Raw genomic sequence first — 20,056 nt, forward strand, 5'->3', positions numbered from 1 at the left:
TATATCTGTAGCTAATGTGTTAAACCGCTGTTGAGCAATCGTACTTTTAATTCATAATTAATTTCGAAGTGGCTACATTGGAATTTTCAAAATTTAATTTCACCAAGTAAATCCCTTTTTTTAAATTTGAAACATCAATTTTTATATCAGATAAATTTGAAACATTTACATAATAAACACGATTACCTAAAGTATTATAAAATTCGATATCTTTCACTCTACCAGAACCATTAGATTTAATATTTAAAAAATTAGTTGCTGGGTTTGGATATAGTACTATTTCTTTTTCGGTATATGTATTTCCTAGTGTTTTATATTGGTAAATATCTGAATAAATTAAATTTCCATTATGAGTAGCCACTAATCGGTAGAAATATGTTTGATTTTCCAAAGGATTGTTTATTAAACCCGTTATCAAATTAGTATTCAAATCATAAACTAAATTTGGTGTTCCCGATATTGATGAACCCAAACTGCTTGTTACTCCATATTCGAAATGAATATCTGTCAAATATGCTCCATAACTATTAACTAAGCCTTTTAATTCTATTGCATTTTCAGTTTCTTTTATTGTTCCGCTAGCGATTATAATATTTCCTGAAAAATTAAAAACCCTTTCATTGCTATAAATTACTTCTCCATTATGCTTGGCCTTCAATCTGTAGCAGTAATTCAAATTGGGATCAAGATTAGAAATTGTTGCACTAACATAGTTAGAACTGTTGGCGTTAATTTGTGAAAGATTGGTTGAAATATTGTTTTCATAATTTAGATTGCCATACTCAAATACGATATTGGTTATATCTTTATTATAGGATGTTAAGTGTGCTGATAATGCAACATTATTTCCATTAATATTTGGATTATAAAGGTTTATATTATACTCGGGATAAGTTGTAAAGGATATAACATTACCGTATATTACTTGTCCTTGATGAATTGCTTTTATTCTATAAAAGTATTGTGTTTGAGGTTCTAAATTAAGTAAACTTGCTGAAATATTTTCCGTTGTATTTCCTAAAACAAATGTTAAGGTACCAGTTGATGTATTATCGAGAGTATTAGAATTCGTACCATATTGAAACTCAACATTTGTAATATTATACCCATTAGAAACTATATTACCTGAAATTTGTGCAGTAGTTGATGAATAGTTATAAGTAACATTTGTTGTTATTTCATAATCGGGAAGTGTAGTGAAACTTAAAATTTGGCTAGAATTAATAGTAGAATTCACTAACGCAGTTAATTTATAATAATAAGTTGTATTTGATTGCAAGTTTATTAAATTAATTGAAAGATTTGAAGAATCATTTGTAGCAACAGTATTAGGTGTTGTTGAAACACTATTGTTGAAAGAGTTATCTAAACTATATTCAAATTTAATGTTTGAAATAGGTTGTCCATTAGAAGCCGCATTACCAGTTAAACTTACAGTTGAATTAGTTACATTTTCTGCAGGATTAATATTCAAAACTATGGGTTGGTATGTTACATTACTTTTATAAATTTTACCATTTGTACCAGCAGTGTATATTTTGTCGTTAATAAGTTCAATTGAATTTATTGCATATTGTTGAGTAAGATTTTGCCAATTTAATCCTCCGTTTTCTGTTTTATAAAGCCTTCCTTCTTCATCTGCTATATAACCTACATTCTTTGTATAAAAATTTACTTCAGTATACCAATCATATGGAATATTTAGTTCTTCCCAATTAGTACCACCATTGTTGGTTTTATAAATTAATCCTTGGTCGCCAACAAAATACCCATTGTTTTCATCTATAAAATCAAAAGCATTAATTTGTTTATCTACTTCAATACTTATATTCCAAGTATTTCCACCGTCAATAGTTTTATACATTCCACCATTAGAATACCCAATTAGATTTGCATATCCTATATCATTATTTATGAATTGTATTTGACCAAATCTATGATTTAAAACTTGTGTCCATGTTAAACCACCATTTGTGGTCTTCAATACTTTTCTTTGATTAAAACCACCAGAAACAAATCCAATGTTTTCATTTACAAAAAAAACTGAATTTAATCCTTCATCAACATAAATATTTAATTGATTCCATGTTATTCCACCATCAATAGTTTTAAATACATCTCCAGAGTTACTATTTGTTCCACCACCAATAGAATATCCAACATTTTCATTAACAAAATAAGATCCATTACAATAACTAGAATGATTTACGTTAGATATATAAGACCAATTATCCCCAAAATTGGTAGTTTTGTAATAATTATTTCTCGACCTAGCAAAACCTATACCATTATCAAAGATTTTAATATCATTAAAATCATCATAAGTTACAGAATGTTGCGACCAAGTGGCTCCTCCATCTATTGTTTTTATTATTCGTCCTCTAGCACCAGTTGCAAATCCAATATTACTGTCTTGAAAATAAATTCCATACATGGAAGTATTGTATACAAATCCATTCTGAAAAAATATTTGATTCCATGTAGTTCCTCCATTTGTTGTTTTATAGGTGGCGCCATAATCACCAGTAGCAAAACCATTATTTTCGTCTAAAAAATGAAAATCATATATGGCTTCGTTAGTTCCTGAAATTTGTATCCAAGTTTCGCCACCATCTGTGGTTTTATACAAACTATTAGAATTTCGTGATGAAAAACCTACGTTTTCATTAACAAAATAAACTGTGAAAAAATCAGTTAATGATGTACTTAAATTTTGTGTTACATACCAATTTACTCCACCATCAATTGTTTTTAAAATCATTCCGTCGTTGCAAAAGGTATGACCTACTAGTGAGCTAGTAAAAGCTGTTTTAACCACTGTGCCATTAGGAATTGCAAAACTTTGCCAAGTTAATCCACCATTGTTAGATTTGATAATACTATTGGAAGTAGATAAAATAATAATGTTGTTATCAATAATATTTACCGTATTAAATGAAGAAGTATCGAAACCAGTATTTATTTGAGCCCAATTTGCCCCATTATCATCTGTTTTTAATACATAACCGTTATTTCCAACAATATATCCAAGTGATCCATAAAAACTAATATCATTCCCACTAGATATGTTTTGCTTTTTTAACCATGTCACACCAGAATCAATTGTTTCAAGTAACTCATTAGTTGTTATTATATAACCTACATTAGTGGAAACAAATTCAATGTTTTTTCCAGTATTTGCTGTAGGTTTTGGGTTTAATAAGTCCCAGTTTGTTTGAGAGTGAATTTTATTTATGGACGCAACAATGCAAAACAGGATAAGTAGATTTTTTTTCATTTCAATTTTTTAATTAATTTATTCAGTTTATTCAACATGTTTCTCAACGTTCCTGCACTTGGCATCGTTGCAAACTTCTGAACAAATTATTTTCTTGCAAATATAATATTTTCCAGCAAACTCGAGCACAAAGTGCTAACAGGCGATGCAAAATCGAAAGTGTTGTTTATTGAAAATTAGCTATTGTGCTAAACCGCTGTTAGCAGATGCTATTTTATGCAACTGGGGTTCTATCTAAATCACTGTATGGATAAAATCCTTTTTCTTTTAGCAATTCTATTAATTTTGCACTTCCATTTTTTCTCGCAAACTCCATTTCGCTTCTAAAAACTTCTATACAAAGTAACAAATGGTGACTTCTATCACCGATTTTAAATTCTTTATTTTCAGGTTTGTAATTGTCTAAAATTAAGCAATTATTTTCGTCAGTTCCATTTGGCACTTCAATCGTTTCATTTGGATTTAAGATTGCTTAAGAAGAATAATTTCCAATTGTTGTAAATATTCCACAAAATCTTCTTTCAATTGTATTAAATTCAGTTTGGTTTTCTTCGCTATCATTATAATCTAATTTTGTAAATCCAACTAATTCATAAGTTCCATTTCTGTTCGGTTTTGGTCCGTTCCCATCTGGATTTAGCAATTCCATCGTTGCGAATCCAGTTCCTTTAATATGATTTGTAAAATAATACATATCAACTGCTCCGCCAATTGAAAATGGAATTATTGCGTGCCCAACAATTCCATGCATTTTTCCCAATACATTTTCTAATCCTTGCTCTTTTAACTCGTAATCTTTATTATGTTCCTCTTCTGTAAATTCTCTTACAGGAATTTCAACTTTCTTACTTTTTCCACCGAATAAATTTTTGAAAAAACTCATATTTTTCTTTCTTTAGTTATCTTTGGTTTAGTATGGCACAACTTGTATATACTCTCTACTTTATAGGATAAATACATCTGTTTTGTTTGGTTATGCGCTATAAAAACAACACTCTTCAAATATATAATAATTTTATTACAAATTTGTTGTCATATTTTGTTTTTTTGAGATATTTATAAATTAATTATACAACAAAAGCACTTCCAATTTCTCGAAAGTGCTTTTTGTTTTTAATAGAACAATTTGTTATTTCTTCACGATTTGTTTTACAAATTCTTGTCCGTTTACAACTACTCTAACAAAGTAAGTTGCAGATGGTAATTGAGAAAGATTAATACTTCTTTGAGTGTCTAAATTTGCTTCTTTTATCATTCTTCCATTCATATCTATAATCATATAATGAATATTTTGAATTTCTGATATATTGATTTCTAAATTCAGAATTCCATCTGTTGGATTTGGATAGAAAGAAATTGTAATTGTTTCTTTAACATTGTTTTCTTCTGAAATTTTCGCACCAGAACAATTTGTGGCTGTTGCTGATAATGTTCCATTAGAATTATTTAAAGTTCCGGCTGCATTTTTCGCTTTTACGTAATACGTATAAGTTGTTCCGGCTGTAATTAAATAGGTATTTAAAAACGAAGTTCCAGTTACATCCGAAGCATATAAATTTCCATTTCTGTAAATATCATAAGATATTGCATTTGCAGATGCTGTCCAAGTTAAATTAATCGCACTTGTTGTTCCGCTGCAAGTTGCAGTTGCAGTTGCCGTAAACGAACCTGGAGCACAAACTACGGCTGTTGCTGAAACCGTTCCGTTTGAGTTGGCCAACGTTCCGATATTGTTTTTAGCAATCATCGAATATGTATAAGTTGCTCCAACCGTAATAAATGTATTTAAGAATTGCGTTCCCGTTACATCAGAAGCATATAAATTTCCATTTCGATATACATCGTAAGAAGTTGCATTCGCTGAAGCCGTCCATGATAAATTGACTCTACTTGTTGTTCCACTACATTCAGCCGTTGCAGAAATAGTAAATGACCCTGGAACAGCACAATTTAAAGCTACAACAGTTTGTGTTCCATTTGAATTGGTAGTTTGTGATGCAGTAGTGTTCTTCGCTACAACATAATAAGAATAAGTTGTTCCCGAAGTTACAGCAGTATTGGTATAAGTTGTTCCCGTTAAACTACTTGCGTATAAAACGCCATTTCTATAAACATTATAAGCCGTCGCATTTGCCGAAGTAGTCCAAGTTAGTTTATTTCTTGGTGTTCCCGTTCCACTGCATTCTGGTGTTACTGACATGGTGAAAGCACCCGGAACTGCACAATTTAAAGCGATTACTGATACTATTCCATTTGAATTTGCAGTTTGTGTCGCACCCGTATTTTTAGCTTTTACAGAATAGGTATAATTTGTTCCAGCCACTACTCCATTTGTGTTAGTGTAAGATGTAGTTGTAATATTTGAATCCCAAAGTGTTCCATTTCTGTAAATATCATAAGCAGTTGCATTTGCAGATGTTGTCCAACTTAAAGCCATTCTTGAAGTCGTTCCATTACATTCTGGAGTTACCGTTAATGTAAATATTCCTGGCGCTGGAGTTGTTGCACAAGTTAAATTTAAATCTGATTTTAAAGCATTGAAATACGATAAAGCAAACGCATCTCTCCAAGTTGAACTTGTTAATTTCGTCGCATCAGCAGAATCTACAAAACCAATTTCGTTTAAACATCCTGTTGCTGCAGAATATCTCAAAACACCTAAATGATACGCTAAGAAACTATTGTCTTCCACGCATCTTCTGTTGTTCCAAGAACCACCAGAAACCATATCCGTTTGAATCTTTTGGGCGAAAGCTACATCTGGAGGTGTGTTGGTATCATCTTGTGTGCAATAAAATGTTTCCGTACCTGTTCCGCCACCGGCATTACAATGAATACTTAATAATCTATCGGCATTCCAGTTATTCGCCATTTGTCCACGTTGCGTTACCGAAACCCAGCTGTTTAAATTTGTTGTTCTTGTCATTTGAACGGTCCAAGTACAACTGTTTTGAATTAAAGTTCGAGTACGTAAACCTACTTCTAATGCGGTTTCAATTTCTGTTGCGGTTCTTCCATCAGGATTGTCCGATGTTGTTGCACCGTAACCATGACCTGGATCAATAACTATAATTTGCGACTGCATGCTTACTGTAAACAATACTGCCATTACTATTTTAAATATATTTTTCATCGGAATTACATTTTTAGTTGAGCAGTATAAATCGCACCAGTTTTATCATCTGTAAAAAGGACTTTGTCTTTACCCATGAAACTTGGAAACATTTCTAATAATACTTCTGTATTCGAAACTTTTTTAGATGTTAAAGATTTTATGTCGAATAAATATAATTCTGAATTCGTAACATTATGTCCGTCTTCGCTCGAATCTAAAAATCCAAGTAAATGTTGATTGTCTGCCGACCAAGATGTCGCAATTCCAGTTCCAATTTTCTGACCTTTTCCATTTCCATTTATATCATACACATAAATATCTGAACCATTATGAACCGCTACTTTTTTTCCATCTGGAGATAAAAGTGCGTTGTAATATTGCCCTTCTTCTGAAGTGATGACCCAACTTTTTTTGGAAATTAAATCTTTAGCTTCAATTTTAAGCGTGTTCATATTCGTATAAACCACAATTTGACTGGTTGCATTTTTTTCTTTTCCATGATAAGAAGACAACATATTGATATCAATTTCTGGCATGAATGTGGTTGTTCTCGTATTTAAAGAATAACTATAGACTTTAGAATCTGAGAAATATTCTTTAGCTTCTTTTTGTTTGAAATACACCATTTCGTTATTGTTATCCCAAGAATAACCATAACCACTTCCATCTTTATCGGAAATTTGTATGATTTCGTTTGTTTTTAAATTTAAAAGGTAAACACCTTTAAAATGATGACCCGTTACCAAAGTAAATTTCCCATCAGGAGAAACGATAGGATTAGTGTAGAAACCATCTACATCTACACGATTCATTTTTTCTATCTTTTGAGAGAAAATGAAATGATTGCTCGCCAAAGCAAAAAGGATTAATAATCTTCTTTTCATGTTTATTTTTTTTTTAAAATTAATCTTACAAAAATAACAGAATTTATTAAAAATCAAACATTTGCAAAAACAATTATACAAAAAAAGCGCATTTGAAATTCAAATGCGCTTTTAATAAAACTTTACTTTATTCTTAAATTATCTTCTAAATCTGTTACCAGTAATAATAGATTTTAATTTTGCTTTTAAGTCTTCTCCAGAATCGTAAACCATTTGTTCGTTTGTTGGAAATGCAACGGCTCTTCTGTCGAAATATTGAAAATAATCTTGCTCACAAGCACGTTTATCACCATTGTAGTTTGCATAAATATAACTGAAAACAAATTCACTTGATAACGGATACGCATCAATTAATTGTTTGCTATTTAAATCCAAATATTCCACTTTTGCAGTAGTTTGTACCGATTTAAACTGTGTAAACTCATAAACACTTGCTTTGATCGTTTTCATCACATCCACAAACATTGGTTTACCTTGAGAATCTTTAACTTGAACGCCGTTTGAATCTAATAGTGGTTTTGTTCCGTCTTTGATTTGTTTTTCTTTTACGAATTGTTTTTCACGAACTTGTTCTGGAGAAATTTTAATTTCTCTAAAGTTGACAATCATTGCAAAATCATAAGCAATTTCTTTTTGCTTTTTATTATGATACACCGTCCATTTATCATTGATTCCGTATGTGCTGAAATCTAACATATCATCTTGCAAACGAACTGGAATAACCATATTTGTTTCGTTTTTAGTAGAAACTAATACAAAATCAGTACCTCTAAATTGTGCTTGATCCATTAAATTTCTTACATCTTTATAATTGGGATTTAATTTATCTAAATACGCCAAATCATCATAAGCTTCACGAATAACTAATTTGTTTTTTGAAGAAAGTAGTTTCTTCGCATTGTCATATAAATAAACAGATAAATCAGCTTTACTAGCAATTAATTCGTTCGAATAATCATTGAAAGGGAAAATAGCATTTCTGTTTTCTTTGATTAATCGTAAAGGTAAAACACCTCTAATTCTGTCTTGACGGTTGTGTAATTGCGTATACAAATTATAGATTTTCTCTAAATTTGCTGGATTTTTTTCCTTAATCAATAACGATAAATCGTTTAAATCGCGTTCTTTCGCCTTAGCAAATGCTTCTTCTAAAAGATACACATAATCTTGATTTCCTTTTGAATTTTTATTGGTTCTTAATCCGTCTAAAGCTCTGTTAATAGCGCCATCATAATCGCCATTACTCAACATCGACTGCGTTTGCTTTACACCGCAGGCTACTAAAAACAAGGCAATAAAAAGTACTGTAATTTTCTTCATAAATAAATTTTTATTCAATTTTAGGCAAATACTATGCCTAAATTATTTTTTTCTGTATTCCAAATCGTATTCTGTTTTCCAAGTTTTGCCTTCATCGGAAGAAATTTCACCAAATTGACGAACTTTTCCATTTTCTAAATTATAAAACGACAATCTTCTAATACTTGAACTATTTTGTCCGGTTGAAAAAGGACGACTTAAAAATTGCATCACATTATTACTGAAAGAACCCGTTAAAAATTCTGTTGTCCCTCCAGTATTATCAATCCAGTTTTGTTGCCATTGTTTCGTTAAGGCATTATACGAATTAAAACTTTTACCCGAAAACACTAATCCTTGTTGTGCTCCAACAGAAGTCCATTCTTCTAAAATCACACAATTATCCAGAATTTCAGTTATTTTACTCGTTCCAGCTAATTGACCGTTTTTAGCATACACATTCCATTCACCTACCCAAAAATCAAACTGATTGTACACCGAATCCTTTTCACAAGGTTTTTGTGCAAAACAAGTTGCAGAAATTAAAGTAAATAAAAGAAATACATTTTTCATCGATTAAAATTTCAAATCTAAAGCGGGTAATAATTTACTTGACACTTCTCCGAAACCAATTCTAACGTCGTTATTTTGACAATATCCTCTAATAATTACAGTATCGTTATCATTGATGAATTTACGTTCCGAACCATCGTTCATTTTGATTGGATTTTTTCCACCCCAAGATAATTCTAACATCGAACCAAAAGAATCTGGTGTTGGTCCTGAAATAGTTCCACTTCCCATCATATCTCCAGAGTTCACTCTACAACCATTGATTGTATGATGTGCCAATTGCTGACTCATTGTCCAATACATGTATTTAAAGTTAGAGTTTGAAACCACAGTTTCCACTGCATTTTCAGGTTGAATAGCTACTTGTAAATTAATATCGTAAGCGTGTTTACCAGTTTGTTGTAAATAAGGTAGTGGTTTTGGATTTTGCTCTGGTGATTCACATTTAAAATCTTCTAAAGCATCTAAAGTGACAATCCAAGGAGAAATTGATGAAGCAAAGTTTTTCGCTAAAAATGGTCCTAATGGCACATATTCCCATTTCTGAATGTCTCTTGCAGACCAATCGTTAAATAAAACCATTCCGAAAATACATTCTTCCGCATCTTCAACAGAAACTGGCTCACCCATTAAATTGGCATCTGTAGTAATAAAAGCCGTTTCTAATTCGAAATCTACTAATTTTGAAGGTCCGAAAACTGGTTGTGTTTCACCGTTTGGTAACGTTTGTCCGTATGGTCTGTGTACTGGAATTCCACTTGGTACAATTGTAGAACTTCTACCATGGTATCCTACTGGAATATGTAACCAGTTTGGCAATAACGCATTTTCTGGATCGCGGAACATCATTCCTACGTTTGTAGCATGTTCTTTACTTGAATAAAAATCAGTATAATCACCAATTTGAACTGGTAATAACATTTCTACATCTTCAATTTTAAAAATAACGATGTTTTTATGTGAATCGTTATCTCTTAAAGTTGGATTAGAATCTAAAAAAATATCTGATAATCTGTTTCTAACTAAACGCCATGTTTTCTTTCCGTCAGAAATAAAATCATTTAAAGTATCTTGCATGAACATATCGTCAGTAAGCTCGATACCTTCAAAATATCCTAATTGCTGTAAAGCACCCATATCAATGGCATAATCTCCGATTCTTGTTCCTATCGTAATTACATCTTCTTTGGTAATAAAGACTCCGAAAGGAATATTTTGAATTGGAAAGTCACTATCTTTTTTAATATCTAACCAAGATTTTCTACTTGGATCATTAGCAAAATTTGGCATATCTGTATGTTGATTTTTTTTGTTATTTTTTGAGTAATCAAAATTAAACTATCCATTCAATTTACCAAACATTTTTTGTATTTTTGACGAAATTTAAATTTAATCAAACAAATGCAACGCGACGAACTTATTTTTGACCTAATTTTAGACGAGCAAGACAGACAAATCCACGGAATTGAATTAATTGCTTCAGAAAACTTTGTGAGCGACCAAGTAATGGAAGCTGCTGGTTCTTGTTTAACCAATAAATATGCTGAAGGATATCCTGGAAAGAGATATTACGGAGGTTGTGAAGTAGTAGATATTGTAGAACAAGTTGCTATCGACAGAGTAAAAGAATTATTCGGAGCCGAATATGCAAATGTTCAACCACACTCAGGTTCACAAGCAAATACTGCAGTTTTTGCAGCATGTTTAAAACCTGGAGATAAAATTTTAGGATTTGATTTATCACACGGTGGACATTTAACTCACGGTTCTCCAGTAAATTTTTCTGGTAAATTATACACACCAAGTTTTTATGGTGTAGAAAAAGAAACAGGTTTATTAAACTACGATAAAATTCAAGAAGTAGCTACTAAAGAACAACCAAAAATCATTATTGCTGGGGCTTCTGCGTATTCACGTGATATGGATTTCAAACGTTTCCGTGAAATTGCTGATTCAGTTGGCGCTTTATTAGTAGCGGATATTTCTCATCCTGCAGGATTAATTGCTAAAGGATTATTAAATGACCCAATTCCACATTGTCATATTGTAACTACTACTACACATAAAACATTACGTGGGCCTCGTGGTGGACTAATCATGATGGGTAAAGATTTCCCAAATCCATGGGGATTAACTACTCCAAAAGGAGAAATCAGAATGATGAGTCATGTTTTAGACATGTCTGTTTTCCCAGGAAATCAAGGTGGACCATTAATGCACATTATTGCTGCTAAAGCGGTTGCTTTTGGTGAAGCATTAACAGATGAATTTTTCCGTTATGCGTTACAAGTTCAAAAAAATGCAAAAGCTATGGCAGAAGCATTTAACAAAAGAGGTTACGATATTATCTCTGGCGGAACTGATAATCATATGATGTTAATCGATTTACGTAACAAAAACATTTCTGGTAAAGAAGCGGAAAACGCATTAGTAAAAGCTGAAATTACGGTAAATAAAAATATGGTTCCATTTGATGACAAATCACCATTTGTAACTTCAGGAATTCGTGTTGGAACTCCAGCAATCACAACTCGTGGATTATTGGAAGAAGATATGGAAACAATTGTAACTTTAATTGATAAAGTTTTAATGAACCATACTGATGAAGATGTATTAGAACAAGTTGCTGAAGAAGTAAACGAATTAATGGGTGAAAGAGCCATGTTTGTTTTCTAAATAGCAGATTTATAGAATATTATATTAAAATTTAAAAGGTATTATGCAATTTCATAATACCTTTTTTAGGCTAATAAACTTTTAAATAGAATAAACCTTATACCTTAATTATGTCCATTTTACGATTGCAATTACCAACCGATCCACGTTGGGCCAATATAGTTGAACAAAACTTAGAAGAAATTTTAAGTGATCACGCTTGGTGCGAACAAAAAGCCGCAACTAATGCGATTATGTTAATCATTAATAATGCCGAGAAAGAAGATTTGGTTACAGAAATGACAGCGATTTCTATTGAAGAAATGCAGCATTTTCAAATGGTTCACGATATTATTAAAGAACGTGGTTACGAATTTTTAAGAGATAGAAAAGACGACTATGTAAATGATTTGATGAAGTATTTAAAAAAATCATCTGATGGAAGTCGTGAAGGCGGTTTAATTGAACGTTTACTTTTTGCTGCTATGGTAGAAGCTAGAAGTTGTGAACGTTTTAAAGTCCTTTCTGAAAATTTAAAAGACGAAAAACTAGCTCAGTTTTATAGAGATTTAATGGAAAGCGAAGCGGCTCATTATACGACTTTTATCAACTTAGCTAGAAAATATGCTGGAAAAGTTGATGTAGAAAGCAGATGGAAAGCTTGGCTAGAACACGAAGCTGAAATTATTGCCAAGTATGGTGATGGTTTAACGGTTCATGGATAATTCTAAAAAGCAAAAGTTCAAAGTATTAAAATTCTAAACAATATACAATGGCATTCAAAAAACACGTATTTCTTTCCTTTATCGTTCTTTCATTTTGTGGTTATGCACAAGAAAGCAATTTAAAAAACATCAAAAAACTAACTTTTGGTGGTGATAATGCTGAAGCTTATTTCAGTCCAGATAGTAAAAGTCTAACAATGCAAGTTACCAATACACAATTTGGTGTGCCATGCGATCAAATTTACTCGTTAGATTTAACCCAACCCATTACAGATTTCAGTAATCTAAAATTGGTTTCAACTGGAAAAGGTCGTACTACGTGTTCGTATTATATGCCAGATGGAAAACATATTATTTATGCTTCCACACACGCTTCTAACAGCGCTTGCCCTGCTCCACCAAAACCAAAAGACGGAAAATATCTTTGGGCTATTTATCCTGAATTTGAAATTTACATGGCAACCAAATCAGGTGAAATCGTAAAACAATTGACCAATTCTCCAGGTTATGATGCCGAAGCGGTAGTTTCTCCTGATGGAAAAAAGATTGCTTTTACCAGTATTCGTTCTGGTGATTTAGAAATTTATACGATGGACATTGACGGAAGCAATTTAAAACAAGTCACTTCCGGATTAGGATATGATGGTGGTTGTTTCTTTTCACACGATAGTAAAAAATTAGTATTTCGTTCTTCTCGTCCAACGACTGAAAAAGACATCAAAGAATACAAAGATTTATTGGCAGAAAATTTGGTGATGCCAACTAACATGGAAATTTACACCTGTAATATTGATGGTTCCGATTTAAAGCAAATTACTAAATTAGGAAAAGCCAATTGGGCACCTTTCTTTCATCCATCAGATAAAAAAATCATATTTTCATCGAATCATCATGCTACAAAAGGTTACGATTTCCAGTTGTATATGATTAATATTGACGGAACAGGTTTAAAACAAATTACCTACGAAAGTGAATTTAATGCCTTTCCTCAATTTTCTCCCGATGGAAAAAAACTAGTATTTTCAAGTAATCGCCAACAAGACAAAGCAAGAGAAACAAATGTTTTCATTGCCGATTGGGTAGAAACAGAAGAAGTTGAAAATGCTGATAGCAAAAATTTAAAAAAGCACATTACCTATTTAGCTTCAGATAAATTAGGTGGCAGAATGACAGGAAGTGTTAATGAAAAAATAGCCGCAAAATACATTGAGAAAGAATTTAAAAAACTAGGTTTAAAACCATACAATCAAACATTTTTACAACCTTTTTCGTATCGATTTAATACAAATCCACACGCCGATTCTACAGCTGTTGGTAATTTATTAAATGCAAATAATGTCATTGGATATTTAGATAATGGTGCGAATAAAACCATCGTAATTGGTGCACATTACGACCATTTAGGTGTGAACGAACACAATCATTCTACCAAACAATTTTCAAAAGGAATCATTCATAATGGTGCGGACGACAATGCTTCTGGAGTTTCTGGAGTTTTAGAATTAGCCCGAATGTATTCGAAAAATAAAACCAAAGAAAAAGTGAATTTCATTTTTGCTTTATTCTCTGGAGAAGAAGATGGTTTAAGAGGTTCGAAACACATGGCAGAATCGTTAAAAACCTTATATCCAAACGTAATTACAATGATTAATATGGATATGATTGGTCGTTTAGACGATAAAAAAAGTTTAATTATTGGTGGAACTGGAACTTCACCTATTTTCTCAGAATTAATACAACGTAACAAACCTGCAGGATTTGGCGTTACAGAAGAAACTGGCGGAATCGGACCATCAGATCATACTTCATTTTATTTGAAAGACATTCCCGTCTTGTTTTTCTTTACTGGAACACATGAAGATTACCACAAACCAACAGACGACGAAGAAAAAATCAATTATTATGGTGTAACAAACATTGTCAATTATGTGTTTAGAGTGGCGAATGAATTGGCTGAAAAAGACAAAATTGAGTTTACCAAAACCAAAATAACTTCAGAAAGAAAAATGGCTAAATACAAAGTAACATTAGGTATTATGCCAGATTATGCAGAACATGGAGATGGCTTACATGTTGATGGTGTAACTGAAGACCGACCAGCAATTAAAGCTGGAATTAAGGAAGGCGACATCATTACCAAAATAGGTGATTGCGAAGTCAAAGAAGTTTACAGTTATATGGAATGTTTAGCCAAAATCAACTCAGGCGAAACCAAAGAAGTGATTTTTATCCGAGATGGAAAAACGAATAAAGTTAATGTAACATTTTAATAAAATAAAAAACCTGCAAATTGCAGGTTTTTTTATATCTTTGTTTTACCCAAACAAACGATAGCTTAATTTGCTATTCTTTCCTATAAAAAAGCAAAAATATAATGTCCAAGTTAGAAGCTTGCATTAACAAATTCAAAAAATTATTTTAATAAAAAAATCAATTAAACACGATAGCGCGTATATACACGAGTTTCAGCGAACTGACGATGTAATATCCGTGCCTAATACTACAAGTCAACTTACAAGCATCCACGATATACAAGCAAATATGAAAAAAAAATTTACTCTACAATTCCTCCTTTTTGCAATTTCTTTTTCTTTTTCACAAGTTAAAACAACTAGTCATGCCGTAGATATTGCAAATATAATCTCTAAAATGGACCAAAACATTCGCAGTATTTTTCAAGATAGAAATGGGAATTATTGGTTTGGTACAAATGCTGCAGGTGTTTATCGTTATGATGGAGTAACACTAACTCAATATACCATTAAAGATGGGCTTGCAGACAATCAAGTGCAAAGTATTCAAGAAGATGAAATGGGATACCTTTGGTTTGGAACTGGTTTATTTGGTGTGAGTTGTTATGATGGAAAAAAGTTTACCACATTTACCAATAAAGAAATTTTACTTTTAAATAAAGAAACCGATAATAAACTAAAAAAAGAACCTAACAGTTTATGGTTTTATGCGGGTGGTGGTGCTTTCTTTTATACTGATAATAAACTAACCTATTTACCAATTGGTAAAACTGAAGATGACATTAAAAATTCTCAAAATGCTCCAAAAAATCTAAGTCGATTTTCTGTTTATACCATTTTAAAAGACAGAAAAGGAAATCTTTGGTTCGGAACACAAGCAGCAGAAGTTTGCCGTTATGATGGAAAATCATTTACTTGGTTTACCGAAAAAGGTTTGGCTGGACCAGCAGTGCTTTGTTTATTCGAAGATAGAAAAGGAAATATTTGGATGGGAAATAATGGTGCCGGATTATTTTGCTACGATGGAAAAACACTAACCAATTTCACTCAAGAAAAAAAATTAGATAATGAAAACTTCCGTGTTACAGGTGAATCCAAACCAGGAACTTTAGCACGTATTTATTCTATAAACCAAGATTACAAAGGAACCCTTTGGATTGGAACTGTTGATACTGGTGTTTGGCTTTATGATGGAAAAACCATAACAAACTACACTACAAATGACGGACTAACCAGTAACGCCATAAACACTATTTATAAAGACCATTACGAAAACATTTGGCTAGGAACAGACCAAGATGGAATTTGCAAATTCAACGGAAAAACCTTTACCAAATTTGAAGTAGAGTAATATTTTTATATATTTGATAGATACCTATTTATACCAATTTGTGGTAATTGTAAGATGTTCTCACACAACAAACAATTAATAACAGATATGAGAAAAATAATTGCAGCAATCAATATGTCACTTGATGGGTTTTGCGATCATACGGCAGGAATTCCAGATGAAGAATTACATCAACATTATACAGATCTATTAGACCAAGCTGACTCAATTCTATATGGGAGAATAACATATCAACTTATGGAATTTTGGAAAACTCTTTTAGAAAATCCTTCAGATGAAAAATCAATGAATGACTTTGCTATCGCCATAAACAAAATTCCAAAAATTGTTTTTTCACATACGCTGAAAGATGTAGAATGGGACACCGCAAGATTGTCAAATCAAACTATCGAAAAAGAAGTTTTAGCACTCAAACAAAAATCAGGTTCAAACATTTTAATTGGCAGTCGCAGTTTAATTATTCAGCTAATGAAACTTAATTTGATCGATGAATATCAATTTTGTGTTCATCCTGTTGTTGTAGGAAGTGGTTTACCTCTATTTGAGAATATAAACGAGAGAACTATTCTTAAACTTATAAAAACTAAAACTTTTAGTAGTGGTGCCTTAATACTTTACTATGAACCGACAAAAATTCACTTACCATAACTTTTATTTCTGACTTCAAGAATTACAAATCTTTCAAAAATTCGTAACTTAGTACATAATTAAACTTTACGATTATGAGAGTTGTATTCTTTGTCCTAATCTTGATAATACAATCGTGTGCTACCAAAAAGTATACTCAGAAACGACTACTGCCTGAAGGAATAAAATCTGCAACCGAAGAAACATATACAATAGTAGATAATCAAAAAAAACTTGTGCATAAAAAGCAAATGGTCTTTACTAAAAATGGTCGTATTAAACATTCCAAAACTCTTGATGCTGCCGGCAATCTATTGCAAGAAACCGAAAAGAGATTATGGTTTGAAAAGGAATCGTATCCAGATAAAGAACCTTATTACTGTAAAACACGCTGGAAACCTAATCAACGCGAACGCATCAGTTGCTATACTCAAAAAAGATACAAAGAAAATGAATCCATTTATCATTATAATAAAGATGGAACTATTGATAAAATAGTAGATAATTTTACAACTTTCCAAACTCAGTATTTCTATTATACGAATAAAGAACTCTCTAAAATTGTTATCAAAGACAAAAATGATAAACTTATTGACGAAATTTCAATAAATTGCGAGTACAAAGATGAAAAAGGAGCTTGTTTAAAAGAGATTAGAGTTTCAATTAAAACAAACAAGAAAGAAGAAATACGCTTCACTCCGAATTATGAATAATCTTATAGAGCTGGTATACAGTATATGCTAAAAAACAACATTAACAATATGAAACTAGAAAAAGTACTTTTTTTAATTATTGGGATTATTTTCTTCTCATGTAAAGGAACAAAACAAACTACTTTAAATTCTAAAAACACAAAAGTTCCAGAATGGAATATGGGAACATTGAATCAGAAATCCATACAAAATCTTGATAGCACAAAATGGGATTTAAAACTATTTAACCAAGACATTGAAACGTATGAAAAGTATACTGAAATTTTTCAAAGTTATCCTTTAAACAAATCACCATTTCCTGTGTCCGAATATGATTATGCTGTTTCTAGCATACCTTTTACAATTGAAAAAAAAGGATTAATTTTTAAAGGTGTTAGAATTGGAGAATATGAAAATACAGAAAGTGAAAAAATTATAGACAAACTAACTCTATTAATTTTAACCAATGATAAAAATTCTGAAGAAAACACATTAGTTGAATCTAGAAATTTTCCATATTTAACCGCTCAAGGAACTTTTAAGATACCAAATAACACATACGATTGGGTCTTTTCTGCAAGTCCAGATGGCTATTCTACATTACTAGTAAATATGAAATTATTTGATTTAAGATTTGGTGAAACGATAATTATTTACCCTCAAGACAACAAATCATTCTTTTATGATCAAATTAAAGATTCACCAAATAACTATACCTCTTTTGATGACTTTAAAAACGCGATAATAAATAAAATAAAACAGTTATAAAAACAAACATATAAAAAACAAAAACTCCCAATTTCAAATGATATTGGGAGTTTTTTATTTCATGATCTTGTCTGGATTCAAACTATAAACCTTCCTTATACGAAATATTTTTTATCTATATTCAATTTTAAATTTACACCCTGCTTCTATCAAAATTTCTATTATTCAACTTTACGTTCGTTGTTTAGTTTCGTACCTTTGAAAACTTCAATTTATTAGTATCAATAAAAAATGACAAACGAGCAAACCGCTATAAAAGCAACATATTTTAGTATTATTGGTAATACAAGTTTAGCAGTCATAAAAGGATTAGCGGGCTTTTTCGGAAATTCTTACGCTTTAGTAGCCGATGCTATTGAATCTACGACTGATATTTTTGCTTCGTTTTTAGTATTATTTGGTATTAAATATTCGAACCGACCAGCCGATGAAAACCATCCTTACGGTCACGGAAGAGCAGAACCTTTAATAACTTTTCTTGTTGTTGGTTTTCTAATTACTTCAGCTACAATCATTGCTTATGAAAGCATACAAAATATTGGTACACCGCACGACCTACCAAAAGCGTGGACTCTAATAGTTTTAGGTTTAATTATTGGTTGGAAAGAATATTCGTTTCAAACAGTGATGAAAAAAAGTATTATTACCAATAGTTCTGCTTTAAAAGCAGATGCTTGGCACCATAGAAGTGATGCCATAACTTCAATTGCAGCTTTCGTTGGAATTTCAATTGCATTAATCTTAGGAAAAGGCTACGAATCTGCCGATGATTGGGCAGCATTATTTGCTTCTTTCTTTATTCTTTATAATAGTTATCTGATTTTCCGACCAGCACTCGGAGAAATTATGGACGAACATCGCTATGATGATTTAGTGGAAAATATCCGTCAAGAATCCTTAAAAGTAGAAGGAATTATTGGTACTGAAAAATGCTTTATCAGAAAGGCAGGAATGAAATACCATGTAGATTTACATGCAATTGTAGATGCTAATATTTCTGTAAAGGAAGGACACGATTTAGCACATAAATTAAAAGACACTTTAAGAAAAGAAATGATGGAATTAGGACACGTTTTAATTCATATTGAACCGAATGAGTAAAAAACAAAAACTCCCAATATCAAATGAAATTGGGAGTTTTTTATTTGTGAGATAAACTATTCGTTATCTGTATCTTTATTTTCTATTGGTTTTGTTTCTACTACTTCTTCAACCTCATCTGATTTTGTAAAAAAGAACAAAGCGCCACCTACAACTACTAATCCAATTTTAATTGCCCAAGCCACATTGTCGCCCCACATATAAATCCACATTAATAATCTTGGTACTCTATCTAAGAAATTTAAAACAATGGCAAATATTCCTAATAATGCCATGTAAGAGCCTGCTTTTTTCAACATAATATAGTAGTTTTAATTAGTTACAAATCAAATATAATAAAAAAATTCTTACGACAAAGTAATTTTTGTCTACTCCATTTAGATTTATCCCTACACCAAAGTTAAAACTAGCGACTGCAACTATAAAATTCTCTATCGCAATTGTAAAACTAGCGTCCGCAACTATAAAACTCTCTTCCGCAATTATGAAACTAGCGTCCGCAATTATAAAACTAGCGTCCGCAACTATAAAACTCTCTTCCGCAATTATAAAACTAGCGTCCGCAATTATAAAACTAGCTTCCGCAATTATAAAACTAGCTTCCGCAATTATAAAACTCCCTTACGCATTGTTAAAACTTGCGACTGCATTGTTAAAACTAGCAACTGCAACTATAAAACTCGCTCCTGCACAAAAACAAAAAAACCTTCCATTTCTGAAAGGTTTTTAAAATATTC

The 20,056-nt window shown here is 31.5% G+C and carries 18 protein-coding genes; 9 read left to right on the forward strand and 9 right to left on the reverse strand.

The window, feature by feature from the left end:
• Nucleotides 1-46: 46 nt before the first annotated feature.
• The 8 genes from BMX42_RS01635 to fahA all read right to left on the reverse strand — a co-directional run bounded on the left by BMX42_RS01635 (nt 47) and on the right by fahA (nt 10,438).
• A complete protein-coding gene (locus tag BMX42_RS01635; RefSeq protein WP_091307469.1) occupies nt 47-3,277 on the reverse strand; it encodes a YCF48-related protein in 3,231 nt (1,076 codons plus the stop codon).
• 214 nt (nt 3,278-3,491) lie between these two features.
• A complete protein-coding gene (locus BMX42_RS14570) occupies nt 3,492-3,746 on the reverse strand; it encodes a suppressor of fused domain protein (RefSeq protein WP_317040025.1) in 255 nt (84 codons plus the stop codon).
• Nucleotides 3,747-3,749: 3 nt separating this feature from the next.
• The gene (locus tag BMX42_RS14575; RefSeq protein WP_218141433.1) at nt 3,750-4,160 is read right to left on the reverse strand and encodes a hypothetical protein; all 411 of its coding nucleotides are present in this window, start codon (nt 4,158-4,160) and stop codon (nt 3,750-3,752) included.
• 246 nt (nt 4,161-4,406) lie between these two features.
• Nucleotides 4,407-6,410, reverse strand: a complete 2,004-nt coding sequence (locus tag BMX42_RS01645; RefSeq protein WP_091307472.1) for an N-acetylmuramoyl-L-alanine amidase — start codon at nt 6,408-6,410, stop codon at nt 4,407-4,409.
• Between the two features lie 5 nt (nt 6,411-6,415).
• On the reverse strand, nt 6,416-7,276 hold the full coding sequence (locus tag BMX42_RS01650; protein WP_091307477.1) for a hypothetical protein: 861 nt from the start codon (nt 7,274-7,276) through the stop codon (nt 6,416-6,418).
• 138 nt (nt 7,277-7,414) lie between these two features.
• Nucleotides 7,415-8,596, reverse strand: a complete 1,182-nt coding sequence (locus BMX42_RS01655) for a hypothetical protein (protein ID WP_091307481.1) — start codon at nt 8,594-8,596, stop codon at nt 7,415-7,417.
• Between the two features lie 42 nt (nt 8,597-8,638).
• Nucleotides 8,639-9,148 (reverse strand): hypothetical protein, encoded by a 510-nt coding sequence (locus BMX42_RS01660; protein WP_091307485.1) that lies wholly within the window; start codon nt 9,146-9,148, stop codon nt 8,639-8,641.
• A 3-nt stretch (nt 9,149-9,151) separates the two neighbouring features.
• A complete protein-coding gene (fahA, locus tag BMX42_RS01665) occupies nt 9,152-10,438 on the reverse strand; it encodes a fumarylacetoacetase (protein WP_091307488.1) in 1,287 nt (428 codons plus the stop codon).
• A gap of 111 nt (nt 10,439-10,549) precedes the next feature.
• Between fahA and glyA the strand changes: the two genes are divergently transcribed.
• The 8 genes from glyA (at nt 10,550) to BMX42_RS01705 (ending at nt 19,319) form a co-directional block, all read left to right on the forward strand.
• The gene (gene glyA, locus BMX42_RS01670; protein WP_091307491.1) at nt 10,550-11,824 is read left to right on the forward strand and encodes a serine hydroxymethyltransferase; all 1,275 of its coding nucleotides are present in this window, start codon (nt 10,550-10,552) and stop codon (nt 11,822-11,824) included.
• 116 nt (nt 11,825-11,940) lie between these two features.
• A complete protein-coding gene (miaE, locus tag BMX42_RS01675) occupies nt 11,941-12,528 on the forward strand; it encodes a MiaE family protein (protein ID WP_091308766.1) in 588 nt (195 codons plus the stop codon).
• Nucleotides 12,529-12,575: 47 nt separating this feature from the next.
• Nucleotides 12,576-14,798, forward strand: a complete 2,223-nt coding sequence (locus BMX42_RS01680) for a M20/M25/M40 family metallo-hydrolase (protein ID WP_091307494.1) — start codon at nt 12,576-12,578, stop codon at nt 14,796-14,798.
• A gap of 271 nt (nt 14,799-15,069) precedes the next feature.
• On the forward strand, nt 15,070-16,131 hold the full coding sequence (locus BMX42_RS01685; protein ID WP_091307497.1) for a ligand-binding sensor domain-containing protein: 1,062 nt from the start codon (nt 15,070-15,072) through the stop codon (nt 16,129-16,131).
• 87 nt (nt 16,132-16,218) lie between these two features.
• On the forward strand, nt 16,219-16,779 hold the full coding sequence (locus tag BMX42_RS01690) for a dihydrofolate reductase family protein (protein ID WP_091308769.1): 561 nt from the start codon (nt 16,219-16,221) through the stop codon (nt 16,777-16,779).
• A 74-nt stretch (nt 16,780-16,853) separates the two neighbouring features.
• A complete protein-coding gene (locus BMX42_RS01695; protein ID WP_091307500.1) occupies nt 16,854-17,471 on the forward strand; it encodes a hypothetical protein in 618 nt (205 codons plus the stop codon).
• 48 nt (nt 17,472-17,519) lie between these two features.
• Nucleotides 17,520-18,218, forward strand: coding sequence for a hypothetical protein (locus BMX42_RS01700; protein ID WP_143055588.1), 699 nt, complete (start codon nt 17,520-17,522; stop codon nt 18,216-18,218).
• A 231-nt stretch (nt 18,219-18,449) separates the two neighbouring features.
• Complete coding sequence (locus BMX42_RS01705) at nt 18,450-19,319, forward strand: cation diffusion facilitator family transporter (RefSeq protein WP_091307534.1); 870 nt, start codon at nt 18,450-18,452, stop codon at nt 19,317-19,319.
• Nucleotides 19,320-19,375: 56 nt separating this feature from the next.
• Here BMX42_RS01705 and BMX42_RS01710 read toward each other — a convergent pair whose 3' ends face one another.
• The gene (locus BMX42_RS01710) at nt 19,376-19,618 is read right to left on the reverse strand and encodes a hypothetical protein (protein ID WP_245748196.1); all 243 of its coding nucleotides are present in this window, start codon (nt 19,616-19,618) and stop codon (nt 19,376-19,378) included.
• A 185-nt stretch (nt 19,619-19,803) separates the two neighbouring features.
• On the opposite strand from BMX42_RS01710, the gene BMX42_RS01715 reads away from it, so the two are divergent.
• Nucleotides 19,804-20,049, forward strand: coding sequence for a hypothetical protein (locus tag BMX42_RS01715; protein ID WP_143055589.1), 246 nt, complete (start codon nt 19,804-19,806; stop codon nt 20,047-20,049).
• Nucleotides 20,050-20,056: the final 7 nt, after the last annotated feature.

The sequence above is a fragment of the Flavobacterium terrigena genome (genome assembly GCF_900108955.1).
Lineage (GTDB): Bacteria > Bacteroidota > Bacteroidia > Flavobacteriales > Flavobacteriaceae > Flavobacterium > Flavobacterium terrigena.

Bases quoted from the DNA above. Each gene is read 5' to 3' on its own strand.
- BMX42_RS01635 (WP_091307469.1), bottom strand. From the start codon at position 3,277: ATGAAAAAAAATCTACTTATCCTGTTTTGCATTGTTGCGTCCATAAAT.
- BMX42_RS14575 (WP_218141433.1), bottom strand. From the start codon at position 4,160: ATGAGTTTTTTCAAAAATTTATTCGGTGGAAAAAGTAAGAAAGTTGAA.
- BMX42_RS01645 (WP_091307472.1), bottom strand. From the start codon at position 6,410: ATGAAAAATATATTTAAAATAGTAATGGCAGTATTGTTTACAGTAAGC.
- BMX42_RS01650 (WP_091307477.1), bottom strand. From the start codon at position 7,276: ATGAAAAGAAGATTATTAATCCTTTTTGCTTTGGCGAGCAATCATTTC.
- BMX42_RS01655 (WP_091307481.1), bottom strand. From the start codon at position 8,596: ATGAAGAAAATTACAGTACTTTTTATTGCCTTGTTTTTAGTAGCCTGC.
- BMX42_RS01660 (WP_091307485.1), bottom strand. From the start codon at position 9,148: ATGAAAAATGTATTTCTTTTATTTACTTTAATTTCTGCAACTTGTTTT.
- fahA (WP_091307488.1), bottom strand. From the start codon at position 10,438: ATGCCAAATTTTGCTAATGATCCAAGTAGAAAATCTTGGTTAGATATT.
- glyA (WP_091307491.1), top strand. From the start codon at position 10,550: ATGCAACGCGACGAACTTATTTTTGACCTAATTTTAGACGAGCAAGAC.
- BMX42_RS01680 (WP_091307494.1), top strand. From the start codon at position 12,576: ATGGCATTCAAAAAACACGTATTTCTTTCCTTTATCGTTCTTTCATTT.
- BMX42_RS01685 (WP_091307497.1), top strand. From the start codon at position 15,070: ATGAAAAAAAAATTTACTCTACAATTCCTCCTTTTTGCAATTTCTTTT.
- BMX42_RS01690 (WP_091308769.1), top strand. From the start codon at position 16,219: ATGAGAAAAATAATTGCAGCAATCAATATGTCACTTGATGGGTTTTGC.
- BMX42_RS01695 (WP_091307500.1), top strand. From the start codon at position 16,854: ATGAGAGTTGTATTCTTTGTCCTAATCTTGATAATACAATCGTGTGCT.
- BMX42_RS01700 (WP_143055588.1), top strand. From the start codon at position 17,520: ATGAAACTAGAAAAAGTACTTTTTTTAATTATTGGGATTATTTTCTTC.
- BMX42_RS01705 (WP_091307534.1), top strand. From the start codon at position 18,450: ATGACAAACGAGCAAACCGCTATAAAAGCAACATATTTTAGTATTATT.
- BMX42_RS01710 (WP_245748196.1), bottom strand. From the start codon at position 19,618: ATGTTGAAAAAAGCAGGCTCTTACATGGCATTATTAGGAATATTTGCC.
- BMX42_RS01715 (WP_143055589.1), top strand. From the start codon at position 19,804: ATGAAACTAGCGTCCGCAATTATAAAACTAGCGTCCGCAACTATAAAA.